Here is an 18,135-nt window from a genome sequence, read left to right as displayed (position 1 = left end):
GTGGGGTGGTTCTTTGACCACCTCGATGACGTGCTGTCGGACATGTCGGTGTTCCACAGGGTCGACGAGCTAGACCAGCTGCCCGCCGCGGTGTTCCTGCCGCGCATGGTCCGGCTTGCGCTCTACGACGGCGCCGTAAGGCACGCGATGCGCCGCGCCGTCGAGCAACCGTCGGAGCCCGCTCCGGTCCCCGCGCCGACGCAGCCGGGTCAGGCCGCCGAGCCCGCCCCGATCCGTGCGCACACCGCAAACGAGCTGAAGGCGCTGAACCAGACCCGTGAGTACGGGCCGCTGGGCGTGAACCAGGCCGGGGTCTTCGACTTCGGCTAAGCCGGGGGAGGGGGCACGCGGTGACCGCACCTGGTGGCGATTTCAAGCTGGCCGGCGCCTACGTCGAGGTCCACCTGAAGGACGAGACCTCCGGCGGCGAGAAGAGGATCCGGGCGAAGATCGAGGGCGAAAAGCCGGTCACGCTCGATACCGCGCTGAAGGATCCGAAGAATACCCGCCTGGTCAAAGAGAAGATCGAGCGCGAAACCAAGCCGGTTATCAGGCCGGAGGTCGACGAGAAGTCCACGCGCGACTCGGCGCGCAAAGCAGGCCAGAGCGCCGAGGACGAACTGGGCCGCTCGGCGAAGCGCGCCAACGCGAAGTTCGACGCGCTCAAGTTCACCGGGCTGTCGATCGGGCTGCCCGCGGCGGCCGCCGTCGGCGCGGCCGGCACCACGGCGTCGCTCGCGCTGGTGGCCGGCGCGTTCGCGGCGCTCGGCGTCTACGCGGCGCTGTCCTCAAGCCAGGTGCAGGCGAAGGTCCAGGATCTGTCCAACCGCGCTAGTGCGGACCTGCGCGGGCTGTCGGGCGTGCTGGAGAACGAGACGGTCACAGCCGTCGACTCGGCCGGGCAGGCCTGGGATCGGCTGGTACCGCAGATTCGCGCCGGTGTCGCTGCATCCGCGCCGGCTGTGCGGGAGCTGACCGGCGCGGCCACCGACTTCGCTGAGAACGCGATGCCGGGCGTGGTCACCGCCGTGGAGGCGTCCGAGCCCGCGCTGAAGGGGCTGCACAGCCTGGCATCGCAGGCGGGCACCGGGCTGGACCTGTTCTTCACCAACGCCTCACGTGGCAGTGAGGGTGCTCGCCAGGGCTTCGTCATCTTCGGCTCGACGGTGGCGCTGCTCGAGGCCCGGCTGGGGGCGCTGTTCGCGAACCTGGCCGCCGGGAGCTCCGGCCCGCTGTCGATGCTGCACGTGATCGTTGACGAGGTCACCGGTGGCTTGAACGACATGACGTCGGAAGGCTCGGCGGCGATCGGGTTCCTGTCCGGCTTCACCGGCACGGGCACCGGCACGGTGACGATGCTGCGGCTGCTGCTGTCGCTGATCTCGATGCTGCCGCCGCAGGTGGGGCAGTTCGCCGGGTCGCTCACCGCGGCCGGGATGATCGCGCAGCGGTTCGGCATCGACGTGGGCGCCGGGTTCAAGGGCGTAGGCCAGGACATCAAGGCAGCCGACGGGTTCCGGGGCAAGTTCGTGACCGGCCTTGGCAGCCTTGTCGCCGGGGTGACTCCGGTGACGGCGGCCGTGGGCGTGTTCGGGCTGATCCTCGGAGTGCTCGGGCAGAAGCAGGCCGAGGCCGCCGCGCAGGCCGCACGACACACGCAGGCGGTCAACGACATGACCGAGGCGTACCGGCGCGACAACGGCGTCATCGGGGAGAACGTCCGCCAGACGGCGCTCAAGGCGTTGTCCGACAAGAACGCCTTCTACTCCAACGACCGTCTCGGCGTGTCGATGGCGACGGTGTCGGCGGCCGGCCTCGGTCAGGCGGACGCGCTCAAGCAGGTCAACGACGGCTTTCACAGCTACCTCGTCGGACTTATCCAGGCGAACCAGCACGGCGGCGACGTCACGGACATGGTGCTGCGTCAGGCGGATGCGTTCCTGAAGGGGAACGGGACCGCCCAGGGCGCGGTGGACGCGATGACTGCTACCCGCATGGCGTCGCTGGACCTGACCGACGCGCAGAAGGCCGAGCTGGTCACGACCCTCCAGAACGTCGCGGCCATCAACAACCAGGCCGGTGCGTCGTCCGAGGGCGCGAAGCGGGCGGCCGAGTTGGAAGCCGGGTTGCGCAAGGTCGAGTCCATCGCGGCGCGTGGCACCACGCCGGCGATGTACGCGGCGAAGGCGGCTACGGCGGACCTGACCACGGCGTTCGGCGCGCTGAACACCGCCGGTGGCGACGTGGCGGCCAAGGGTCAGGCGATCGTCGAGGTGATGCTGCGGCTGGCCGGGCAGACACCCAGCGTCGAGGAAGCACTGCAGGCGTGGAACAACGACCTGCGCGGCATCTCCGATGCGTTCAAGAGCCTCGACATCAAGAGCCACGCCAAGGACCTGGTGGACGCGTCGGGCTCGATCAACACGGTCACCGAGGCCGGGTCGAAACTGCAGGACACCGTCCAGAAGGGCGTGACCGACTTCGCCAGTTACGCCCAGTCCCTGAAGGACGCGGGTACGCCGGCGGCGGAGATCACGCCGAAGCTGGCGGCGATGCGGGGCGAGTTCGAGAAGCAGCTGCGGCAGCTCGGTCTTAACGACACGCAGATCGGGAAGATTCTCGACCACTACGGCATGTTGCCGGACAAGGTCGTGACGCAGCTGGGCCTCGAAGGCGACACCGAGACGCAGAAGCAGCTTACCGACATCCAGACCAGGCTCGCCGCGGTGCCGGACGAGAAGGGCATCCGGATGGATGCCCTGACCGACCCGGCGATCCGCGCGCTCGGCGAGCTGGGCATGACCGTCGTGAAGATGCCCAACGGCAAATTCGCGGTGTACGCCGACACCGAACCGGGCAAGGCCGCCGCGCAGCGGCTGCTCGATCAGGTCGGCAACAGCAACGCCACCGCAACGGTGTTTGCCAACACCAGCCCGGCTGACAACGCGGTGACCAACTGGAAGAACGTCACCACGTCCACGGTTGGCAACACGACGACGTACACGAGCACGGACCCGGCGACCGGGACGGTGCGGCAATGGAAGGCGACTACCGACGCTACCGGCGCGGTGACGCACACCTACGCCGACATCAACCCGGCAACGGGAGCGGTGCAGGTATGGAAGCAGAACGCTGACGGCACGTGGGCGGAGACGCACGCGCGGGCCGACGTCGGCGCGGCCGAGGCGTCGCTCAACAACGCGGCCCGCACCCGGACCGCCTACATCCAGGGCGTCTACATTCCGCCGTCCACGACCGGGCGCGGGGCATCGACGTTCGGGCTGGCCGACGGCGGGATTCTCAAGCCCAACGCCAAGGGGAACATCCTCAAGTTCTTCGCCGGCGGCGGGTTCGAGGGACTGACCCCGATGTCGTCGATGGCGCAGATCGTGCCGCCGAATTCGTGGCGCGTCGTCGGGGACAACCTGCGGGTCCCTGAGTCCTATATCCCACTCGACCCGAGTTCCTCGCGCTCTCAGCGGTTGCTGGACGAGACGAACGCGCGGATGGGGCGAACTCCGGCGATGGCCGGCGGGGGCGGGGTCGTCAACAACATCACCGTGCATACCGCGGCGATGGAGCCCTATGCCGTCGCGGCGGCCGTGTCGGGCGAGCTCGGCTGGGCCATGAGGGGAGCCTGATGTGCCTACCTCGGTGATACTGCCGACGTACTCGGTCGGCGGCTGGTCGGCCAATGTGGACGACGACTACGGCTGCCGGTGGGTGGTGACCGGGCAGACGCTGCACGGCGGCGCCGGCCGGAAGCTGCACACCACGGAGCGGCCGTTCGGAATGGGCGCGTACCGCGCGCGCTCATATCTGGCGGCCCGCTCCGACACCCTGCAGGGCTGGTGCCAGGCCCCGGACTTCGCCGGCGCGGCGGCCGCGCGAGACCGGCTGCTGGGTGTGTTCCCCGACGGCAGCCTGGCTGCACTCGTCAAGGCGGACGGGACCTCGACGCGGCAGCTGCTGGTCGAGCTGGACTCATCGGCGGTGAAGATCGAGCCGTGGGCCGACGCCCAGGGATTCGACTGGCAGCTGCCGCTCTACGCCGCCGATCCGCGCTGGCTCGATACCGCGGTGCAGACGGCTGGACCGGCTGTTGTCGGTGGCGCGTCCACGGACGGGCTGGATTTCGCGGCGGGCTCACCGGGCGGCCTGGACTACCTGGCGGGCTCACCAGGTGGTCTGGACTGGGGCAGCAGCGGTAACGGCGGCGTGCTGTCGCTGGCCAACCTCGGCACCGCGCCGAGCTGGCCGGTATTCACCGTCGCCGGGCCGCTCACCAACCCGGCGTTCACCAACCCGGCGACCGGCGACCTGATCGCCTACACCGGCACCGTCGACACAGGACAGACGTTGGTGATCGACACCAGTCCGTTCACCCGATCCGTAGCGCTCAACGGCGTTGACCGCTTCGGGTTCCTCGCCTCGGCGCAATGGATCGAAATTCCGCCCGGTGGCCAGGTGACCGTCCAGTTCTCCGGCACCGGCGCGGGAGCCGTCACCGCTACCTGGCAGTACGCCTACAACTGAGAGGGGGCCCGATGCCCACCAACGCGGCAGCGACCGGCTTTTGGACCGCGCAGACGCGCAACAACGCCCGGCAGGGCCGTGCCCTGCTTCAGGCCGTCTACCAGAACAACGACGCCACGCCGATGAACGGCGTCCGCTCCGGTGTCATCCCGACGACGTGGGACGCGGCCAACACCCGGTTCACCGATCTGCTCGTGACGGTGACGTCCGGGCTGACGATGGGCGTCGCGCCCGGCTCGGCGATGGCACACCGCTCCGGGCAGGGCCCGTACGAGGGCTGGCTGGCCGCGGCGGGCTCGGTCACCTGCGACCCGGCGCCGGTCACTAACCCGCGCAACGACATCGTCGTGATGCGCTGGTACGACTCGACGCAGGGCGACACCTCGCCGGACGGAAACCCGTGCCGTCTCGAAGTCATCACCGGCACGCCGGGCGCGGTGCCAGTCGACCCGATCACAGTCAACGGGCTCGGCGTCTACACCAGCTTCCCCACCACCGGCGGCGGAATCGGGATCCCGCTCGCACGAGCACAGGTGTCCACCGGCGGCGTGATCACGCTGACCCGGCTGCGTCGCTCGGTCGGCGTCATCGGCGCCACGCGCGCCCTGCTGGAGGGCGACAGCGACACCGCCGGCAACGTCGCGGACACCCGGTACAACCCGGCGACCGACATCTGGGAAGTCCGCGACAGCACGGGCACGTGGCGGCAGATCGTGACCAACGTCGGTACCACCGACAAGGTCGCGCGTGGCCGAGTCGGGCGCGGGGCCAGCTCCACGGACCAGAACGTCGGCACGAACGAGGGCATCGTGGTGTCGTGCACATTCACCGCGGTGTCCGGCCGCTGGTACAAGTTCACGGCTGACCTCGAGTACTACCAGAAGTCCGGCACCGTCGGCACGAACATGGTCCAGAACATCCGCGTGATCGCCGGCGGCACCGCGACAGCGACCGCGGGCACGATCGTGCGCGCCAAGCACCCGAACACCGGTTCCGCGTTGTTCGTAACGCTGCCCAGCACCCTCACCGACCTCTGGCAAGCGCCGTCGTCGGGCACCTTCGCCGCGTCGCTGACGGCAAAGGCGGATGCCGGGCAGGGCGGTATCGCGGGCGGCGCAGACCACACCTACTCGATCGTCGTGGAAGACGCAGGGGTGTAGGCGTGGCCACCGACGAGCGCGCCTACACCGCGCTGGCCTACGACACCGTGACCGGGCGCGTGCTCTTCGAGCTGGATCTGGCGTCGGAGCCGGAGTGGTCGTCGCGGATCAACGACGTGGGTGGCTGGAAGATCACCGTTCCGCTGCATGGGCAGGCGCGCGCGGCGAGTGTCCGGGAGTGGTGCGTGCCGTGGCGGTTCTCCGTCGCGATCGTGCGAGGCCGCGGCGTGCCGAGCGACACGGTGTGCCAGGCCGGGCCGATCGTGCCGTACGCGCCTGACGACGACAGCCCGGTGCACACCGTGTCCGGGAAAGGGTTCTGGGAGCTGCTGAACCGGCGCGTCCTACACGCGCGGACCTGGAACCCTGCCGCTGCGCGGATCACCGACAGTTCGGCAGACCTGACGATCAACGACAGCCTGCCGAACATCGCGATCAACATCGCTTATCACGCCACCGCGATGGTGTACCGGCCAGGCTCGGCGCTACCGCTGGACTTCCCGGACCTCTTTCCCGTGGGCACGAACACCCGGACCTACCGCGGTTATGAGATGGCGTTCGCCGGCCAGCGGCTGCAGGAGCTGACGCAGGTCGACGGCGGCCCGGATGTGCTGTTCCAGCCGTACCTGACGGTGATCGGCGGGCTCCGCTACATCCGGCACCGGATGCTGGTCGGGAACCCGTACCTGGTGCAGCCCGGCGTCCCGCTGCTGTTCGACTACCGCTCGAACCTGGTGAAGCTCACGATTGCGGGGGATGGGTCGGGCCAGGCGAACACCGCGTTCGTCAAGGGCTCCGGCAACGAGGCCAGCCAGCTCTACGGCTACGCCACCGACACCTCGTTGACCACGGCGGGGTGGCCGCTGCTGGACATGGTCGACTCCGGCCACACCTCGGCTTCCGAACAGACCACGCTGGACAGCTGGGCGAGCGCGGACGTGGCGCTGTACAGCTCGCAGCCGGAGCAGTGGCAGGCCACCGTGCGCGCCGACGCGGATCCTCGGCTGGGCTCATACCTGCCGGGGCACTTCGCCGACTACAGCGTGAAGAACCACCACTGGCTGCGTAACGGCAAGTACTCGTACCGCATCCTCGGCGTCTCGAACGGGCCGGAGCGGGACAAGGTGCTACATCAGCTGCAAGCGGTGAGGGGGTCCTGAATGGTCGCGAACCCGCCGATCGAACGCCCTGAGTCCCAGGACTTCCTGGTCAACCAGCTGCGGGAGCTGCAGCAACGAGTGGACGAGCTGACTCGCCGGTCGGCGGTGCCGTTCCAGGCGGGCAAATCGCTGAAGATCTATCAGGACCCGAACAACGCCGACGTCACGGATCTGGAGATCCAGTACGGCGACGGCACCCCCAGCCCGGTGCTGACCGTGAAGCCTGGCGCCTCCGGGATCGCACAGTGGGCGATCTGGGACCGTGCCGGGCACGTCACGTTCTTCACTGACGATCTCGCGGGATACGGGTTGGCAACGCCGATCAACCACGTATCGTTTCAGTACTGGGATCCGCCCGCCATGGGGTCGGCGAGTACATCGGAAACCGTGGTGCAGTACGGGTTTATCCCGGTCATCAACCCGGGATTTCAGTTCAGTATGGCTTTGAAGTCCGTAGCGTCGTCCGGGTCCCTGGCCGGCCGCGGGCGTGTGCACATCTACGACCCGGGAACGGGCTATAGCTCGTATTCGAGCTACGCCACGGTATCCGGGTCGGGGACACAGTACGTCAACGGGCCCGCGCAAGCGGTCCAGCTCCCGTCGGCCGAGATCGGTCGGACGCTGTTCGTCGATGTCTCGGTTCAGGTCACGTCAGGAACCGGGACGATTTACCCGACCATGAATTACGCCACCGGTGCCGCGCAGGGCGTGGTCAACAGCGTCAATTTCTGGTGAGAAAGGTGCAGTAATGCCCCGTGAAAGCCTTCCGCCGGTGCCGGTTTCCTTGACCACCCATGATGCCGAGTCCGGTCAGCCCATAAGCGAAGTGGTCAACGTGCCGGACTCCACACGTGATGCGGAGGTGCCCTGATGATCACGAGCACGCGCAACCCGTTCGAGACGCTGATCGTCGCGGCGTTCGGCCTGTACTGCTGCGCCGGTCTGGCCGCGTTCGACACCGTGGCCACGACGACGCTGCGCGGCTACCCGGTCCCGTTCGGCCACGTGTTCCTCGCCGTCGGGCTGGTGACGTGCTCGGTCGCGCTGACCGGCATCATTCGCGCAGCCACCGTCAAGGGCGTGCTCTGGGAGCGGGCCGGGCTGACCGGGCTCGCCGGCGTCGGGCTGGCGTACGCGGTGTGGGGCTTCGGTACCACCGGCGTGCGGGCGCTGGCGTTCTGCCTGCTGCTGCTCGCGATGTCGGCCGCCGCTGCGTGGCGGGCGGTGCAGATCTCGCGCGCCCGGAAGGTGGCCTTGGCATGAGCGACATCGGCACGTGGGTCGGCATCGTGCTCGGCGGGGGCGGTGTCGGCAAGGCCGCGTACGACCTGATCAAGAGCAAGGCCGACGCGCGGAAGGTCAACGCGGACTCCGCGGCCGTGCTCGTGCAGACCGCGGCCGAGTCCAACCGCGACCTCGGTGAGGACCTGAAGGAAGTCCGTACTGAGCTGCGCGAGGTCCGGGCGACGCAGCGCCGCCACGATGACGTGCTGCGCGTGCACCACCGCTGGGACGAGCAGGTGGTGGACCAGTTGCGCCGTCTCGGCGGTGCGATCCCCGACCCGCCACCGCTCTACCTGCCGGAGGTGCCCTGATGCGCACGATGTACGACGCGGTGACCGCCCGCAACATCCTGAACCACGACAGGTCGCCCGCGCTGGTGGCCGGCTACATCGACAAGATCAAACTCGAACCGTGGTCGGCTTCGGACTGGGCGCTCTTCCCGAACGCCAAGCGCGTGACCATCGTCAAGAAGGCCAGCACCAACGCCGGGCACGTGCTCGACGTCGAGCCGGGTGACGCCACGCCCGCGCAGGCGCCCGGCTGGGCGGCGATGCGGCGCCGGTCCGGGTTCGCCTACCCGACGATCTACTGCAATCGCTCGACGTGGCCGCTGGTCAAGCAAGCGTTCATCGACCAGGGCGTGGCGCCACCGCTCTACTGGATCGCCACCGCGACGAACGTGGCCACGATCCCGGCCGGCGCGATCGCCGCTCAGTACCGACTCGACTACCAAGGCGTCGACGTCTCCGTGGTCGCGGACCACTGGCCCGGCGTGGACGATGACCAGGAGGACGACATGCCCGATCCCAACGAGTACGCCAGCGCGGTCGTGAACGCGCTGATGAGCAACCAGATCGAGGTGGAACCGATCACGCCCGGCGTGCGCCGCTTCGTCCCCTTCTCGGCACTGCTGCGCTACGACGACGACCACGCCACCGTCACCCGGGCCGGCGTCACCACGCTGCTCGCGCGCAGTCAGGGCGCGAGCGCCGACGAGATCGCCGCGAAGCTGCTCCCCGCCCTCACCTCAGCACTCGCCTCGGCCGTGGCCGGGCTTGACGTCTCCGAGCTGAACTCGATCAGCGACGAGGACGCGCAGCGGATCGCCCAGGCGGTCACCGATCACGCGGCCTCGCTGCTGGGCGGTGGCGCATGAGCACCGAGTGGAGCGAGCAGAAGCCGTCGGACATGCCCGCCGAAGCTGGGATCGTCGAGCACTTCCGCGCCAACCCGCCCGACCCGCTGGACATGCCCGCCGAGGCCGCAATCGTGGCTGCCTACGACGGCGGGCCGGACCAGGCGAAGACGACACGCAAGCGCTGAAGCACCACGAAGCCCCACCCTCCCACGCCGGAGGGTGGGGCTTTTCGTCGTCTCTGGAACCCGGCCGGCGCGCCGCACGAGGGGAGGGGCAGACGCACCGGCCGGGAGCTCACGGCGGCACGTCAGGTTGTTCAGCCGTCGTGAGCAGTTCGGTGGGATCGGCCGTCCGGCCATCGAGTTCGCCCGCGCGGGCGGCAAGCTCGGCGCCGATCCGCACCAGATCACGGCCGAGGGCTCGGAGCCCGGCGGCGTACTCCGTGTCGTCGGGTTGGAGGGTGAGCAGCTGCAGTGTCACCGTGCCGATCTCGGTGTTCACCTTGGCAAGCCCGGCGAGCAGCGTCCGGTCACGCGCGTCCATCGCGGTCCACCCTCGTCGAGGGACGCAGCGTCACGCCGTGGTCGAGCAGCAGTTCCCGAATCCGCTTGAAGTACAGATCGTGCCGTTCGGCGAGGGTGAGGATGCTCGCGCCCGCGGCGTACTCCTCGGCGAGCTGTTCGGGTGCGATGGGGCACGGCCGCACGGACCGGGCGCGCAGCTCGACGCCCGCGTCGAGAAGCAGCCGACGCGTCCATGAGTAGCTCCGCTGTGCGGCCTCGGCGATCGCGCCGATGGAGGCGCCCTCGCTGTAGGCCTTGGCCATCGCCTCGGCGTCCATCAGCCTGTCGGAACGGTCGCGGTCACGCGCGTGCATCGCGGGTCACCACCTCGAACAGGTCGCCGTCGAACTTGCCGGTCTGCTCAGTGCCGGCCCGTGGGTGCGGGATGCATGCCCATTCGCAGGCTGCGCACCCCGGACATGCCTGGCCCCTCTGCGGGAGCACACCGCGCGGCCCGAGCTCGCGCCGGTCGTGTTCGAGGGGGTAGCCGGGGCCGAGCAGGCACCACGGCCGCAGCAGGTCCAGTCGCGGGTGTGTGAGCTCGGCAACCTGGTAGAGATGCGCGCGCCCGTCGGCGTCGAACAGGCGCCACTCCCACCGGCGGACCATCGGCCGAGGAGCCGGGGTGCAGGGCCGGTCGTCGAGCGCGGTCACCGGCGCACCAACCGGGCGTTGAGGACCGAGTACACGCCGGTCCCCAGGTGGGCGTAGAACAACGCCCGCGCGAGTTCGGCGCCGCCGCACCACTCGGGATCTACGACGCTCACGTCCGCGCTACCCGCGCCGACGCCGAGGCCGCTGACCCACACGTTCCCGGCGTCGGCCGCTCGGGAGAACACGTCGTACTGGTTGGGGCGTAACGGCGCGAAGCGGGTGGGTTCGTTGTCGGCCCGGGCGTTTGGAGTTCGCCGGCCAATTTCACGGCCCTCGTCGGGGGAGGGTTGGTCACCATCACGCGCCGTCACCCGAGCGACGCTAAGAGCAGGTCAGCGACGTTCGTGTCCCTCAAGGACACATCGGGGTTGAATCACCCGGTTGGGGCAACTCCCATGCGCCAGGCGAAACCACGTAACTCGCGTCCGCCAGCGTCACGACGAGCTGACGCGAGGGCATCCGACACCGCCTCGCGTACGAAAACGTTGCGGTGCACCTGTTCCGGCGCCAGCTTCTCGGCCTTGAGCAGCGCCGTCAGCCCGGCGTCGCGGTGCTTGCGGGACTCCATGAGACCCCGGCCGTAGTCCGTCCAGAAGGACGCTTGCCGACCGCTGGAAATGGTTTCAGGGCGCACCGCCGAAGCGATCTCGGTGACGCGCGCGCCCTGGCCCAGCTCAACGCCGATCGAAACGCGGAAGATGGCTGTGTTCGTCCGCCCGAACTGCATGATCCCTGCGGGCCAGGGAGACACCTCGGCCTCGATTCGGTCGGCGATCGCAGCAGCCTCGGCCAGGTGTGTTTCCGCCACGTCTTCCTGGCCTTGAGCAGCAGCAGCAAGCGCTGCGGTCAAGTTCGCCATGCCTCGGGTTTCCAACCGGTCTGGCGGCGCCGAGTCCGCGACTGACACCGCGAGCTCATACTGGCGCGGCCGGCTGGTTGAAGAGATGAAGTGCGCACGGCCCCACAACGCCACGGCTTGCCACACCGGATCGTCGAGTTTGTCCGCCACTTGGCGCATTCGGTCGGCCGCCATGGAAGGCATGCCTGGGATCCGCAGACGGGCCGCGATGCTGCCCGCCACGTGGTAAGCCGTGAGCAACGGGGCGAGCGCCTCGCGCCCCGCGGCCGGGTCGGCGGCGACAGCTAGCAGGTCGCGGATCAATGGCGTCAGCTTCGCCACTTGGGCCGGATAGTCGCCCGCGCCCCACGGCCCCGTGCTGTTACGGGACTCGTGGAAGGCCATTAGCTCGGACAGCACTTCGGGCAGTGGCCGGCCCGGGGCGTCTGGAACCTCACCGACCCACCAGTCGCTCAGGAGGTTCGCGAGTGCGTTCGCCGCGTCGTGCGACTCTGGAGGGACATGGCCGGCTGCGTCCGGGGCAGAACCGGCCAGCTCGTCAGGTGCCACCCGCAGCGCGAGGGCGAGCGCTTCGAGCACCTGGCGGCTGTTCACAGGCTTCTCGCCACGCTCCAGTTTGCCGAGGTAGCCATAGGACAGGCCGGCAAGGTCGGCGGTCGTTCGCATGCTCAGCCCTCGCCAGGACCGAAGTTCACGGACCCGGCGGCCGAGGTCGTTCGAGTCGGGCACGAAACATCCCTCATTCGCGGAGTGGCCTCTCCGCGTGCCCCCGGGAGCTACCCGGGGGCGTCCTCCGCGAAGAGGTGCACCACCAGGGTACCGGCTATGCCGCGGTCGGCGGGCGTCCGGACGACGCGGGGCGCTGCACCACCAGCGCGCCGAAGAACACGACCGCGCCGAGCGCGAGCAGCCCCCATCCGAAGCCGCGCCGCGTCGACAACGCGCTGTCGCACGCGGCCTGGTAGCCGGCGGTGCCGTCGGACAGCCGCCAGCTGGCGCCGTGGTCGGCCGCGATCGCGTTCGTCAGGTCGTTGACGTTCGAGTCGTGTGCGGCCTGGCTCATGTTGGTGTGGAATCCGTTCCCGCACGCGACGGACTGGCCGCCTGCTGCGGTCGCGTTCACGGTGACCCCGAGCAGGACCAGCGCGCCGACAGCGACTGCGAAGGCGGCGATGGCTACGAACGTGCGGGGCTTCATGACGATTCTCCAACGGTATCGGGGGTGTTTCGGCACAGGTCGCGCTGACCGGCGCGCGTGTTACGGATATCGAGCAAGCACACCGGATCAGGTGGGCGCCACGTGCGTACGCCGCTCACCGTGCCCACCGCCGCAGCTGTCGAGCTTCGGCGAGTTCGCCGCTCGAGCAGCCGACCGGACCACCGTGGGCATGCCTCGCGGTGAGGTACGGCGCGTAGTCCGGCCATCCGGTCAGCGCTCCCGCACAGTCGGCCACGATCTCATCCTCGGGGGTGTAGTCCGTGTCTCCGGACCGGAACTGCCAGACGTGCGCCAGCTCATGCGCGACGGTTGCCCATGCGTACCGGCAGGGAACCTGGCCCGGCAGGTTCGACAGCACGATCTGACCATCACCGTCAGGCGTCGGTTCGGCGTACGCGGCCGACCCCATCGGCACGACGGCGTCTATTTCGGGCTGCCCCACGACGACCACAGCCACGCGGTACTCGCCGAGTCGGGTCAGCGCGGCGTCGGCTGCTTCCGCAGTGTCGCAACGTGCGCCGGCGGCGCCGTCGAGATCGCGCACCGGCGTCCACGCGGCGGCTGCGGGACGGCTTGGCGAGGGTGCAGGGCCGGCGGCCAGCGCTCCGACTGCCCGCAGCGGCAGCAGTGTGACGAGCGCCAGCAGGGCGGCGGCGATGGCCGCAGCGCGCTTCATCGGCCACCGCCGTACTGCTCGTCCGGGTCGCAGTCCACGCACGGGCAGTTCGGGCGCCAGGCGTGCGGTTCGGCGAGCGAGATGGCTTCGATCGCCCGGCGCCGGTACTCGGCGGCTTGCTCGCGCCACATCGCAGCTTCGATGGCGTCGAGCGCGGCGAGCACCACCCGCTCATCCGCGCGGCGCAGCGCTGCGGGGTAGAAGCGCCGACGGAGCGAGCGCCGGGCGCGGCGAATCCAGCGGCGCATCACTCTGCCGCTTCGATCTGGCGCTGCAATGCCTCGTCCCGCGCGGCGCACCACGCTCGCCGCTCAGCGTGGGTGAGCGCGACGCTCGGCAGCTCCGGCGCGTCGAGGATGTCGACGGCCTCGATCTCCAGCGGGAAGATCACGCCGGGCACCCACTCGTCGACCGAGTTCTGGATCAGGCCGCTGCGGTAGGCCGGTGCCCAGGTGCTCAGCATGACGGCGACGTCACGCCAGCGGCCTTCCACCAGCGCGTGCGCCCGGATGAACACGGTGCGCGCCGGGTACTCGTCACCCGGCGTCGGCGGGTCGTCGAACGAGGTGATGTGCTGCGGCTCGGCGGCCGCGGTCTGCTCGGGCATCGAAGGCTCCTACCTGGAAAGGTGGAGCGGGTGCCCGTCTGCCTCACGGCGATGGGGGTCCGCTGGCTTGTCAGCCAGAAAGCCCCTGCTCAGCCGCCGATCTTCGAAGTACTACTAGCGGGCTATCACGAGGGACATGTCGGGAACGGTCAGCTTCACGCGGCCACCTCCTTGGTGGTCGAAAAGACCGCCAGCTGGGTCGGCGGTCCTGATACCTGGTCCTCCGGTCCGATCGGCAAGTACCGGACGTCGTAGCCGCGCCGGGTCGCGACGCCGTCCGCCCAGGCGCGGAACTCGGCTCGCGTCCATTCGAACCGGTGGTCGGCGTGCCGGAAATGCCCCATCGGCAGGAACTCGAACAGCCGGTTGTACTCCGCGTTGGGCGTCGTGACGAGCACCGTGCGCGGCGCCGCGACCCCGAACACCGCGTGTTCCAGGGCCGGGAGCCGCTCCTCGTCGACGTGTTCGACGACCTCCATGAGCACGGCGGCGTCGTACCCGGCCAGCGCCGGGTCGGCGTAGGTGAGCGCGGACTGCCGGAGCGTGACGCGGGAACCGTCCTTCAGCCGCTTCTCGGCGACGTCCAGCGCACCGGCGGAGACGTCGACGCCGACGATCTCGGTGAACGACCGGTCCTTTTCGAGGACGCGCAGCAGCGCGCCGCTCCCGCAGCCGAGGTCGAGCACGCGCCGCGCGCCGGCCGCCCGCAGCGCGGCGAGCACGCTGCCGTGACGCTGCGACGCGAGGCTCTCCGGCTTGTCCGGCAGCTCGGTGACCAGCGCTTCGGCCTCCGCCGGGACGTCGTCGGCCTCGGCCAGCCGCGAAAGCGCGTAGCGCACGACCGGGCGGCGCCGGTCGAGGTAGCGGTTCGTGATGAGCGTCCGCTCGGGGTGCCCGGCGAGCCAGCCGTCGCCGGCGCGCAGCAGCTTGTCGGCCTCGTCCTGGCCGACCCAGTAGTGCTTGCCGCCGTCGAGCGCGGGCAGCAGGACGTAGAGGTGGCGCAGCGCGTCGGTCACCCGGTGGGTGCCGGTTAGCGTCAAGTCGACATAGCGGCTGTCGCCCCACTCCGGGAATCGCGGGTCGAGCGGGATCGGTATCGCCGTGACGGTCCAGCCGAGCGGCTCGAACAGCTTGTGCACCACTTCGGCGCCGCCGCGCGCGGACAGCGACGGCACGCGGATCTCCAAGGCGAAGGGCTCGTCGACGAGTTCCGGACGCACGGCGCAGCGGCCCGCGAGCGCCGTCGTGAACGCCGCCCGCAGCGCGACCGCGAGGTACGAGCCCCCGGCGTAGGGCCGGTCGTTGACGTACTGCGTCAGCGAAGTCCCGCCCCCGCGGACGAGCTCGATCGGGTCGATCTCGGCGAACAGCGCGACGGTGCACCGCTCCGGCGACGCCTCCGGGTAGAAGACGTGCGCGGTCCCGGCCGACAGCGCGACCGACTGGGCCTTCTCCGGGTGTTTGTGCAGGAGGAAGCCCAGGTCGGTCGCGGGAGTACGGGTCGTCGTGATCGTCAGCAGCACCGCGTCATTGTGGCCGAGGGCCCGGTGACCGCGCGCCCCGTTTTCCCGGGTGCGACCCTGAAGTCATGAACCGCCTCGCCGATGCGACCAGCCCGTACCTGCTCCAGCACGCGGACAACCCGGTCGACTGGTGGCAGTGGGGGGCGGATGCGCTCGCCGAGGCGCGGCGGCGGAACGTGCCCATCCTGCTTTCCGTGGGCTACGCGGCGTGCCACTGGTGTCACGTCATGGCGCATGAGTCGTTCGAAGACGCCGAGACGGCAGCGGTGATGAACGCGCACTTCGTCAACATCAAGGTGGACCGCGAGGAGCGGCCGGACATCGACGCCGTGTACATGGCCGCCACGCAGGCCATGACCGGCCAGGGCGGCTGGCCGATGACGTGCTTCCTCACCCCGGACGGCGAGCCGTTCCACTGCGGCACCTACTACCCGCCGTCGCCGCGGCCGGGCATGCCGTCGTTCCGGCAGCTCCTCTCGGCCGTCGCCGAGGCGTGGCGGGAGCGGCCGGACGAGCTGCTCGACGGCGCCAAGCAGATCGTCGCGCACATCGCCGAGCAGACCGGCCCGCTGCAGGAGTCCGTGGTGGACGAGGCCGTGCTCGCCGGTGCCGTCGAAAAGCTGCGGCAGGAGGCGGACCCCGTCAACGGCGGGTTCGGCCGCGCGCCGAAGTTCCCGCCGTCGATGGTGCTGGAGTTCCTGCTGCGGCACCACGAGCGGACCGGCTCGGCCGACGCACTGTCCCTTGTGGACAAGACGGCCGAGGCGATGGCTCGTGGCGGCCTGTACGACCAGCTCGCCGGCGGCTTCGCGCGGTACTCCGTCGACGCCGAGTGGATCGTGCCGCACTTCGAAAAGATGTTGTACGACAACGCTTTGCTCCTGCGGTTCTACGCCCACCTGTGGCGGCGCACCGGCTCGGCGACGGCGTTGCGCGTCGCCTCCGGGACCGCGGAGTTCCTCGCTTCGGAGCTGCGGACGCCCGAGGGTGGCTTCGCGTCTTCGCTGGACGCGGACACCAACGGCGTCGAAGGCCTGACGTACGTCTGGACGCCGTCGCAGCTGCGTGAGGTGCTCGGCGACGACTCCGCGGCTTCGTTGTTCGGCGTCACCGAGGAGGGGACGTTCGAGGAGGGCGCGTCGACGTTGCGGCTGTTCGGTGACCTGCCGGAACCGATGCGCGTCCGGCTCCTGGAGGCGCGGGCGAAGCGGCCGCAGCCCGGCCGGGACGACAAGGTGATCGCGTCCTGGAACGGCCTCGCGATCACGGCGCTGGCCGAGGCCGGGGTCGCGCTGGACCGTCCACAGTGGATCGGGTGGGCCGTGGGCGCGGCCGAGTTGCTGCTGCGCGTGCACGTCGTCGACGGCCGGTTGCGGCGCAGTTCACGCGACGGCGTCGTCGGGGAGTCCGCCGGCGTGCTGGAGGACTACGCCTGCGTCGCCGACGGGTTCCTGGCGCTGCACCAGGCGACCGGCTCCGCGAAGTGGCTGACCGAAGCGACCCGGCTGCTCGACCTGGCGTTGGCGCACTTCGCGTCCCCGGACGTCCCGGGTGCGTACTTCGACACCGCCGACGACGCCGAGGCGCTGGTCCAGCGCCCGGCCGACCCCGGCGACAACGCGAGCCCCGCGGGAGCTTCGGCGCTGGCCGGGGCGCTGCTGACGGCGTCGGCGCTGGCCGGCCACGCCGATTCGGCGCGGTACCGCGAGGCCGCCGAGCAGGCCCTGCGGCGGGTCGGCGTGCTGGCCGGGCGGGTGCCGCGGTTCGCCGGGCACTGGCTGTCGGTCGCGGAGGCGCTGCAGGCCGGTCCGGTGCAGGTCGCGGTGGTCGGCGCGGATCCGGCGTTGCGCCTGGCCGCGGCGCGGGGCGTGCACGGCGGCGGCATCGTGCTGGCCGGCGAGCCGGACGCGCCGGGCGTCCCGCTGTTGGCGGACCGTCCGCTGGTCGACGGGTCGCCGGCGGCTTACGTCTGCCGGGGGTACGTCTGCGACCGGCCGGTGACGACGGCCGAGGCGTTGTCCGCTCAGCTCTGATTCGCCCTGGGTGAACGCCCTGCTCTCTCACCTGTATTCGGCGTAGCGTCAGTAGCGTTGTAATCATGTAATTGCGGAGGTGGAGTCATGGGGCGAGGCTGGAAGGGCAGCGGGGGCTGGAAGGGCAGCGGAGGCTGGCAGCAGGCCGAAGTGCCCTCGGCGGGCGACGCGGCGGCCTGGTTCGGCGGGCGCCTGCCCGACGGCTGGTTCACCGGAGCACCGGAGGTCACGGTCGATCGCGAAGAGATCATCGTGGTGGGCGAGCTGCCGGCGTTGACGGAGGAGCACGCGGACGACGCGGCCCGCGCGGCGGCCGAAGAGGGCCGGATCAGCCGCCACCGCGAGGAGACGCGCGACGAGCGCATCGAGATCGCGCGCCAGGCGGAGCACCGCTACCAGCGCAAGGTGTCGTGGGGCGCGCGGCTGGGCGGCACGACGGCGCTGTTCACGACGCATTCGGCCCCGGTGATGACCCGGCTGCGCCAGCCGGAGCGGCTGGTGCTGGACACGCTGGTGGACGCGGGAGTGGCGCGTTCCCGCTCGGACGCGCTGGCCTGGGCGGTGCGGCTGGTGGGCGAGCACGCGGACAGCTGGCTGGGCGAGCTGCGGGAAGCGATGACCACGGTCGACGGCCTGCGTTCGAAGGGCCCGGACCTGGCCTGAACGGTCTGCCGCGGCCGGTCGTGAGTGAGAAACAGTGTTCTAACATCTCAACAACCACAC

General features: G+C 70.1%; 22 protein-coding genes. 12 read left to right on the top strand and 10 right to left on the bottom strand.

Annotated features, from left to right (window positions below; translation table 11 throughout):
• From AB0M59_RS48960 to AB0M59_RS48915, 10 genes are all read left to right on the top strand, one after another.
• Positions 1–330: a hypothetical protein gene (locus AB0M59_RS48960; protein ID WP_364629729.1), complete on the top strand. Its 330-nt coding sequence runs from the start codon at positions 1–3 to the stop codon at positions 328–330.
• Between the two features lie 20 nt (positions 331–350).
• Entirely contained in the window at positions 351–3,641 is a 3,291-nt protein-coding gene (locus tag AB0M59_RS48955) for a hypothetical protein (RefSeq protein ID WP_364629726.1), read from the top strand.
• Between the two features lies 1 nt (position 3,642).
• Positions 3,643–4,536: a hypothetical protein gene (locus AB0M59_RS48950; RefSeq protein WP_364629723.1), complete on the top strand. Its 894-nt coding sequence runs from the start codon at positions 3,643–3,645 to the stop codon at positions 4,534–4,536.
• Between the two features lie 11 nt (positions 4,537–4,547).
• Positions 4,548–5,696, top strand: coding sequence for a hypothetical protein (locus tag AB0M59_RS48945; RefSeq protein ID WP_364629721.1), 1,149 nt, complete (start codon positions 4,548–4,550; stop codon positions 5,694–5,696).
• Between the two features lie 2 nt (positions 5,697–5,698).
• The gene (locus AB0M59_RS48940; protein WP_364629719.1) at positions 5,699–6,856 is read left to right on the top strand and encodes a hypothetical protein; all 1,158 of its coding nucleotides are present in this window, start codon (positions 5,699–5,701) and stop codon (positions 6,854–6,856) included.
• Complete coding sequence (locus tag AB0M59_RS48935; protein ID WP_364629716.1) at positions 6,857–7,591, top strand: hypothetical protein; 735 nt, start codon at positions 6,857–6,859, stop codon at positions 7,589–7,591. It begins immediately after the preceding gene.
• 135 nt (positions 7,592–7,726) lie between these two features.
• Positions 7,727–8,119 (top strand): hypothetical protein, encoded by a 393-nt coding sequence (locus AB0M59_RS48930; protein ID WP_364629713.1) that lies wholly within the window; start codon positions 7,727–7,729, stop codon positions 8,117–8,119.
• The gene (locus tag AB0M59_RS48925; protein ID WP_364629710.1) at positions 8,116–8,451 is read left to right on the top strand and encodes a hypothetical protein; all 336 of its coding nucleotides are present in this window, start codon (positions 8,116–8,118) and stop codon (positions 8,449–8,451) included. The genes AB0M59_RS48930 and AB0M59_RS48925 overlap by 4 nt, the downstream gene beginning before the upstream one ends.
• Positions 8,451–9,296 (top strand): hypothetical protein, encoded by an 846-nt coding sequence (locus AB0M59_RS48920; protein ID WP_364629708.1) that lies wholly within the window; start codon positions 8,451–8,453, stop codon positions 9,294–9,296. The genes AB0M59_RS48925 and AB0M59_RS48920 overlap by 1 nt, the downstream gene beginning before the upstream one ends.
• Positions 9,293–9,463 carry a hypothetical protein gene (locus AB0M59_RS48915; protein ID WP_364629705.1) on the top strand — a complete coding sequence of 57 codons (171 nt, stop codon included), beginning with the start codon at positions 9,293–9,295 and terminating at the stop codon, positions 9,461–9,463. The genes AB0M59_RS48920 and AB0M59_RS48915 overlap by 4 nt, the downstream gene beginning before the upstream one ends.
• Before the next feature lie 109 nt (positions 9,464–9,572).
• Here AB0M59_RS48915 and AB0M59_RS48910 read toward each other — a convergent pair whose 3' ends face one another.
• The 10 genes from AB0M59_RS48910 to AB0M59_RS48865 form a co-directional block, all read right to left on the bottom strand.
• Entirely contained in the window at positions 9,573–9,821 is a 249-nt protein-coding gene (locus AB0M59_RS48910) for a hypothetical protein (protein ID WP_364629702.1), read from the bottom strand.
• A complete protein-coding gene (locus AB0M59_RS48905) occupies positions 9,808–10,155 on the bottom strand; it encodes a helix-turn-helix domain-containing protein (protein WP_364629700.1) in 348 nt (115 codons plus the stop codon). Before AB0M59_RS48905 ends, AB0M59_RS48910 begins: the two co-directional genes overlap by 14 nt.
• Positions 10,142–10,495 carry a hypothetical protein gene (locus AB0M59_RS48900; RefSeq protein WP_364629698.1) on the bottom strand — a complete coding sequence of 118 codons (354 nt, stop codon included), beginning with the start codon at positions 10,493–10,495 and terminating at the stop codon, positions 10,142–10,144. The genes AB0M59_RS48905 and AB0M59_RS48900 overlap by 14 nt, the downstream gene beginning before the upstream one ends.
• On the bottom strand, positions 10,492–10,680 hold the full coding sequence (locus AB0M59_RS48895) for a hypothetical protein (protein WP_364629696.1): 189 nt from the start codon (positions 10,678–10,680) through the stop codon (positions 10,492–10,494). The genes AB0M59_RS48900 and AB0M59_RS48895 overlap by 4 nt, the downstream gene beginning before the upstream one ends.
• A gap of 188 nt (positions 10,681–10,868) precedes the next feature.
• Positions 10,869–12,083: a helix-turn-helix transcriptional regulator gene (locus tag AB0M59_RS48890; RefSeq protein WP_364629693.1), complete on the bottom strand. Its 1,215-nt coding sequence runs from the start codon at positions 12,081–12,083 to the stop codon at positions 10,869–10,871.
• Between the two features lie 94 nt (positions 12,084–12,177).
• On the bottom strand, positions 12,178–12,552 hold the full coding sequence (locus tag AB0M59_RS48885) for a hypothetical protein (protein WP_364629690.1): 375 nt from the start codon (positions 12,550–12,552) through the stop codon (positions 12,178–12,180).
• Positions 12,553–12,667: 115 nt separating this feature from the next.
• On the bottom strand, positions 12,668–13,249 hold the full coding sequence (locus AB0M59_RS48880) for a hypothetical protein (protein ID WP_364629687.1): 582 nt from the start codon (positions 13,247–13,249) through the stop codon (positions 12,668–12,670).
• Positions 13,246–13,497 carry a hypothetical protein gene (locus AB0M59_RS48875; protein ID WP_364629684.1) on the bottom strand — a complete coding sequence of 84 codons (252 nt, stop codon included), beginning with the start codon at positions 13,495–13,497 and terminating at the stop codon, positions 13,246–13,248. The genes AB0M59_RS48880 and AB0M59_RS48875 overlap by 4 nt, the downstream gene beginning before the upstream one ends.
• The gene (locus AB0M59_RS48870) at positions 13,497–13,856 is read right to left on the bottom strand and encodes a hypothetical protein (RefSeq protein ID WP_364629681.1); all 360 of its coding nucleotides are present in this window, start codon (positions 13,854–13,856) and stop codon (positions 13,497–13,499) included. Before AB0M59_RS48870 ends, AB0M59_RS48875 begins: the two co-directional genes overlap by 1 nt.
• A gap of 155 nt (positions 13,857–14,011) precedes the next feature.
• A complete protein-coding gene (locus AB0M59_RS48865; RefSeq protein ID WP_364629678.1) occupies positions 14,012–15,379 on the bottom strand; it encodes a 3' terminal RNA ribose 2'-O-methyltransferase Hen1 in 1,368 nt (455 codons plus the stop codon).
• A 65-nt stretch (positions 15,380–15,444) separates the two neighbouring features.
• On the opposite strand from AB0M59_RS48865, the gene AB0M59_RS48860 reads away from it, so the two are divergent.
• Positions 15,445–17,412 (top strand): thioredoxin domain-containing protein, encoded by a 1,968-nt coding sequence (locus AB0M59_RS48860; RefSeq protein WP_364629675.1) that lies wholly within the window; start codon positions 15,445–15,447, stop codon positions 17,410–17,412.
• Positions 17,413–17,499: 87 nt separating this feature from the next.
• Positions 17,500–18,075 (top strand): hypothetical protein, encoded by a 576-nt coding sequence (locus AB0M59_RS48855; RefSeq protein WP_364629672.1) that lies wholly within the window; start codon positions 17,500–17,502, stop codon positions 18,073–18,075.
• Positions 18,076–18,135: the final 60 nt, after the last annotated feature.

The sequence above is a fragment of the Amycolatopsis sp. NPDC051371 genome, assembly GCF_040682155.1.
Lineage (GTDB): Bacteria > Actinomycetota > Actinomycetes > Mycobacteriales > Pseudonocardiaceae > Amycolatopsis.
The sequence above is the reverse complement of the archived record's forward strand: the minus strand, read 5'-3'. Positions and strand labels throughout refer to the sequence as shown.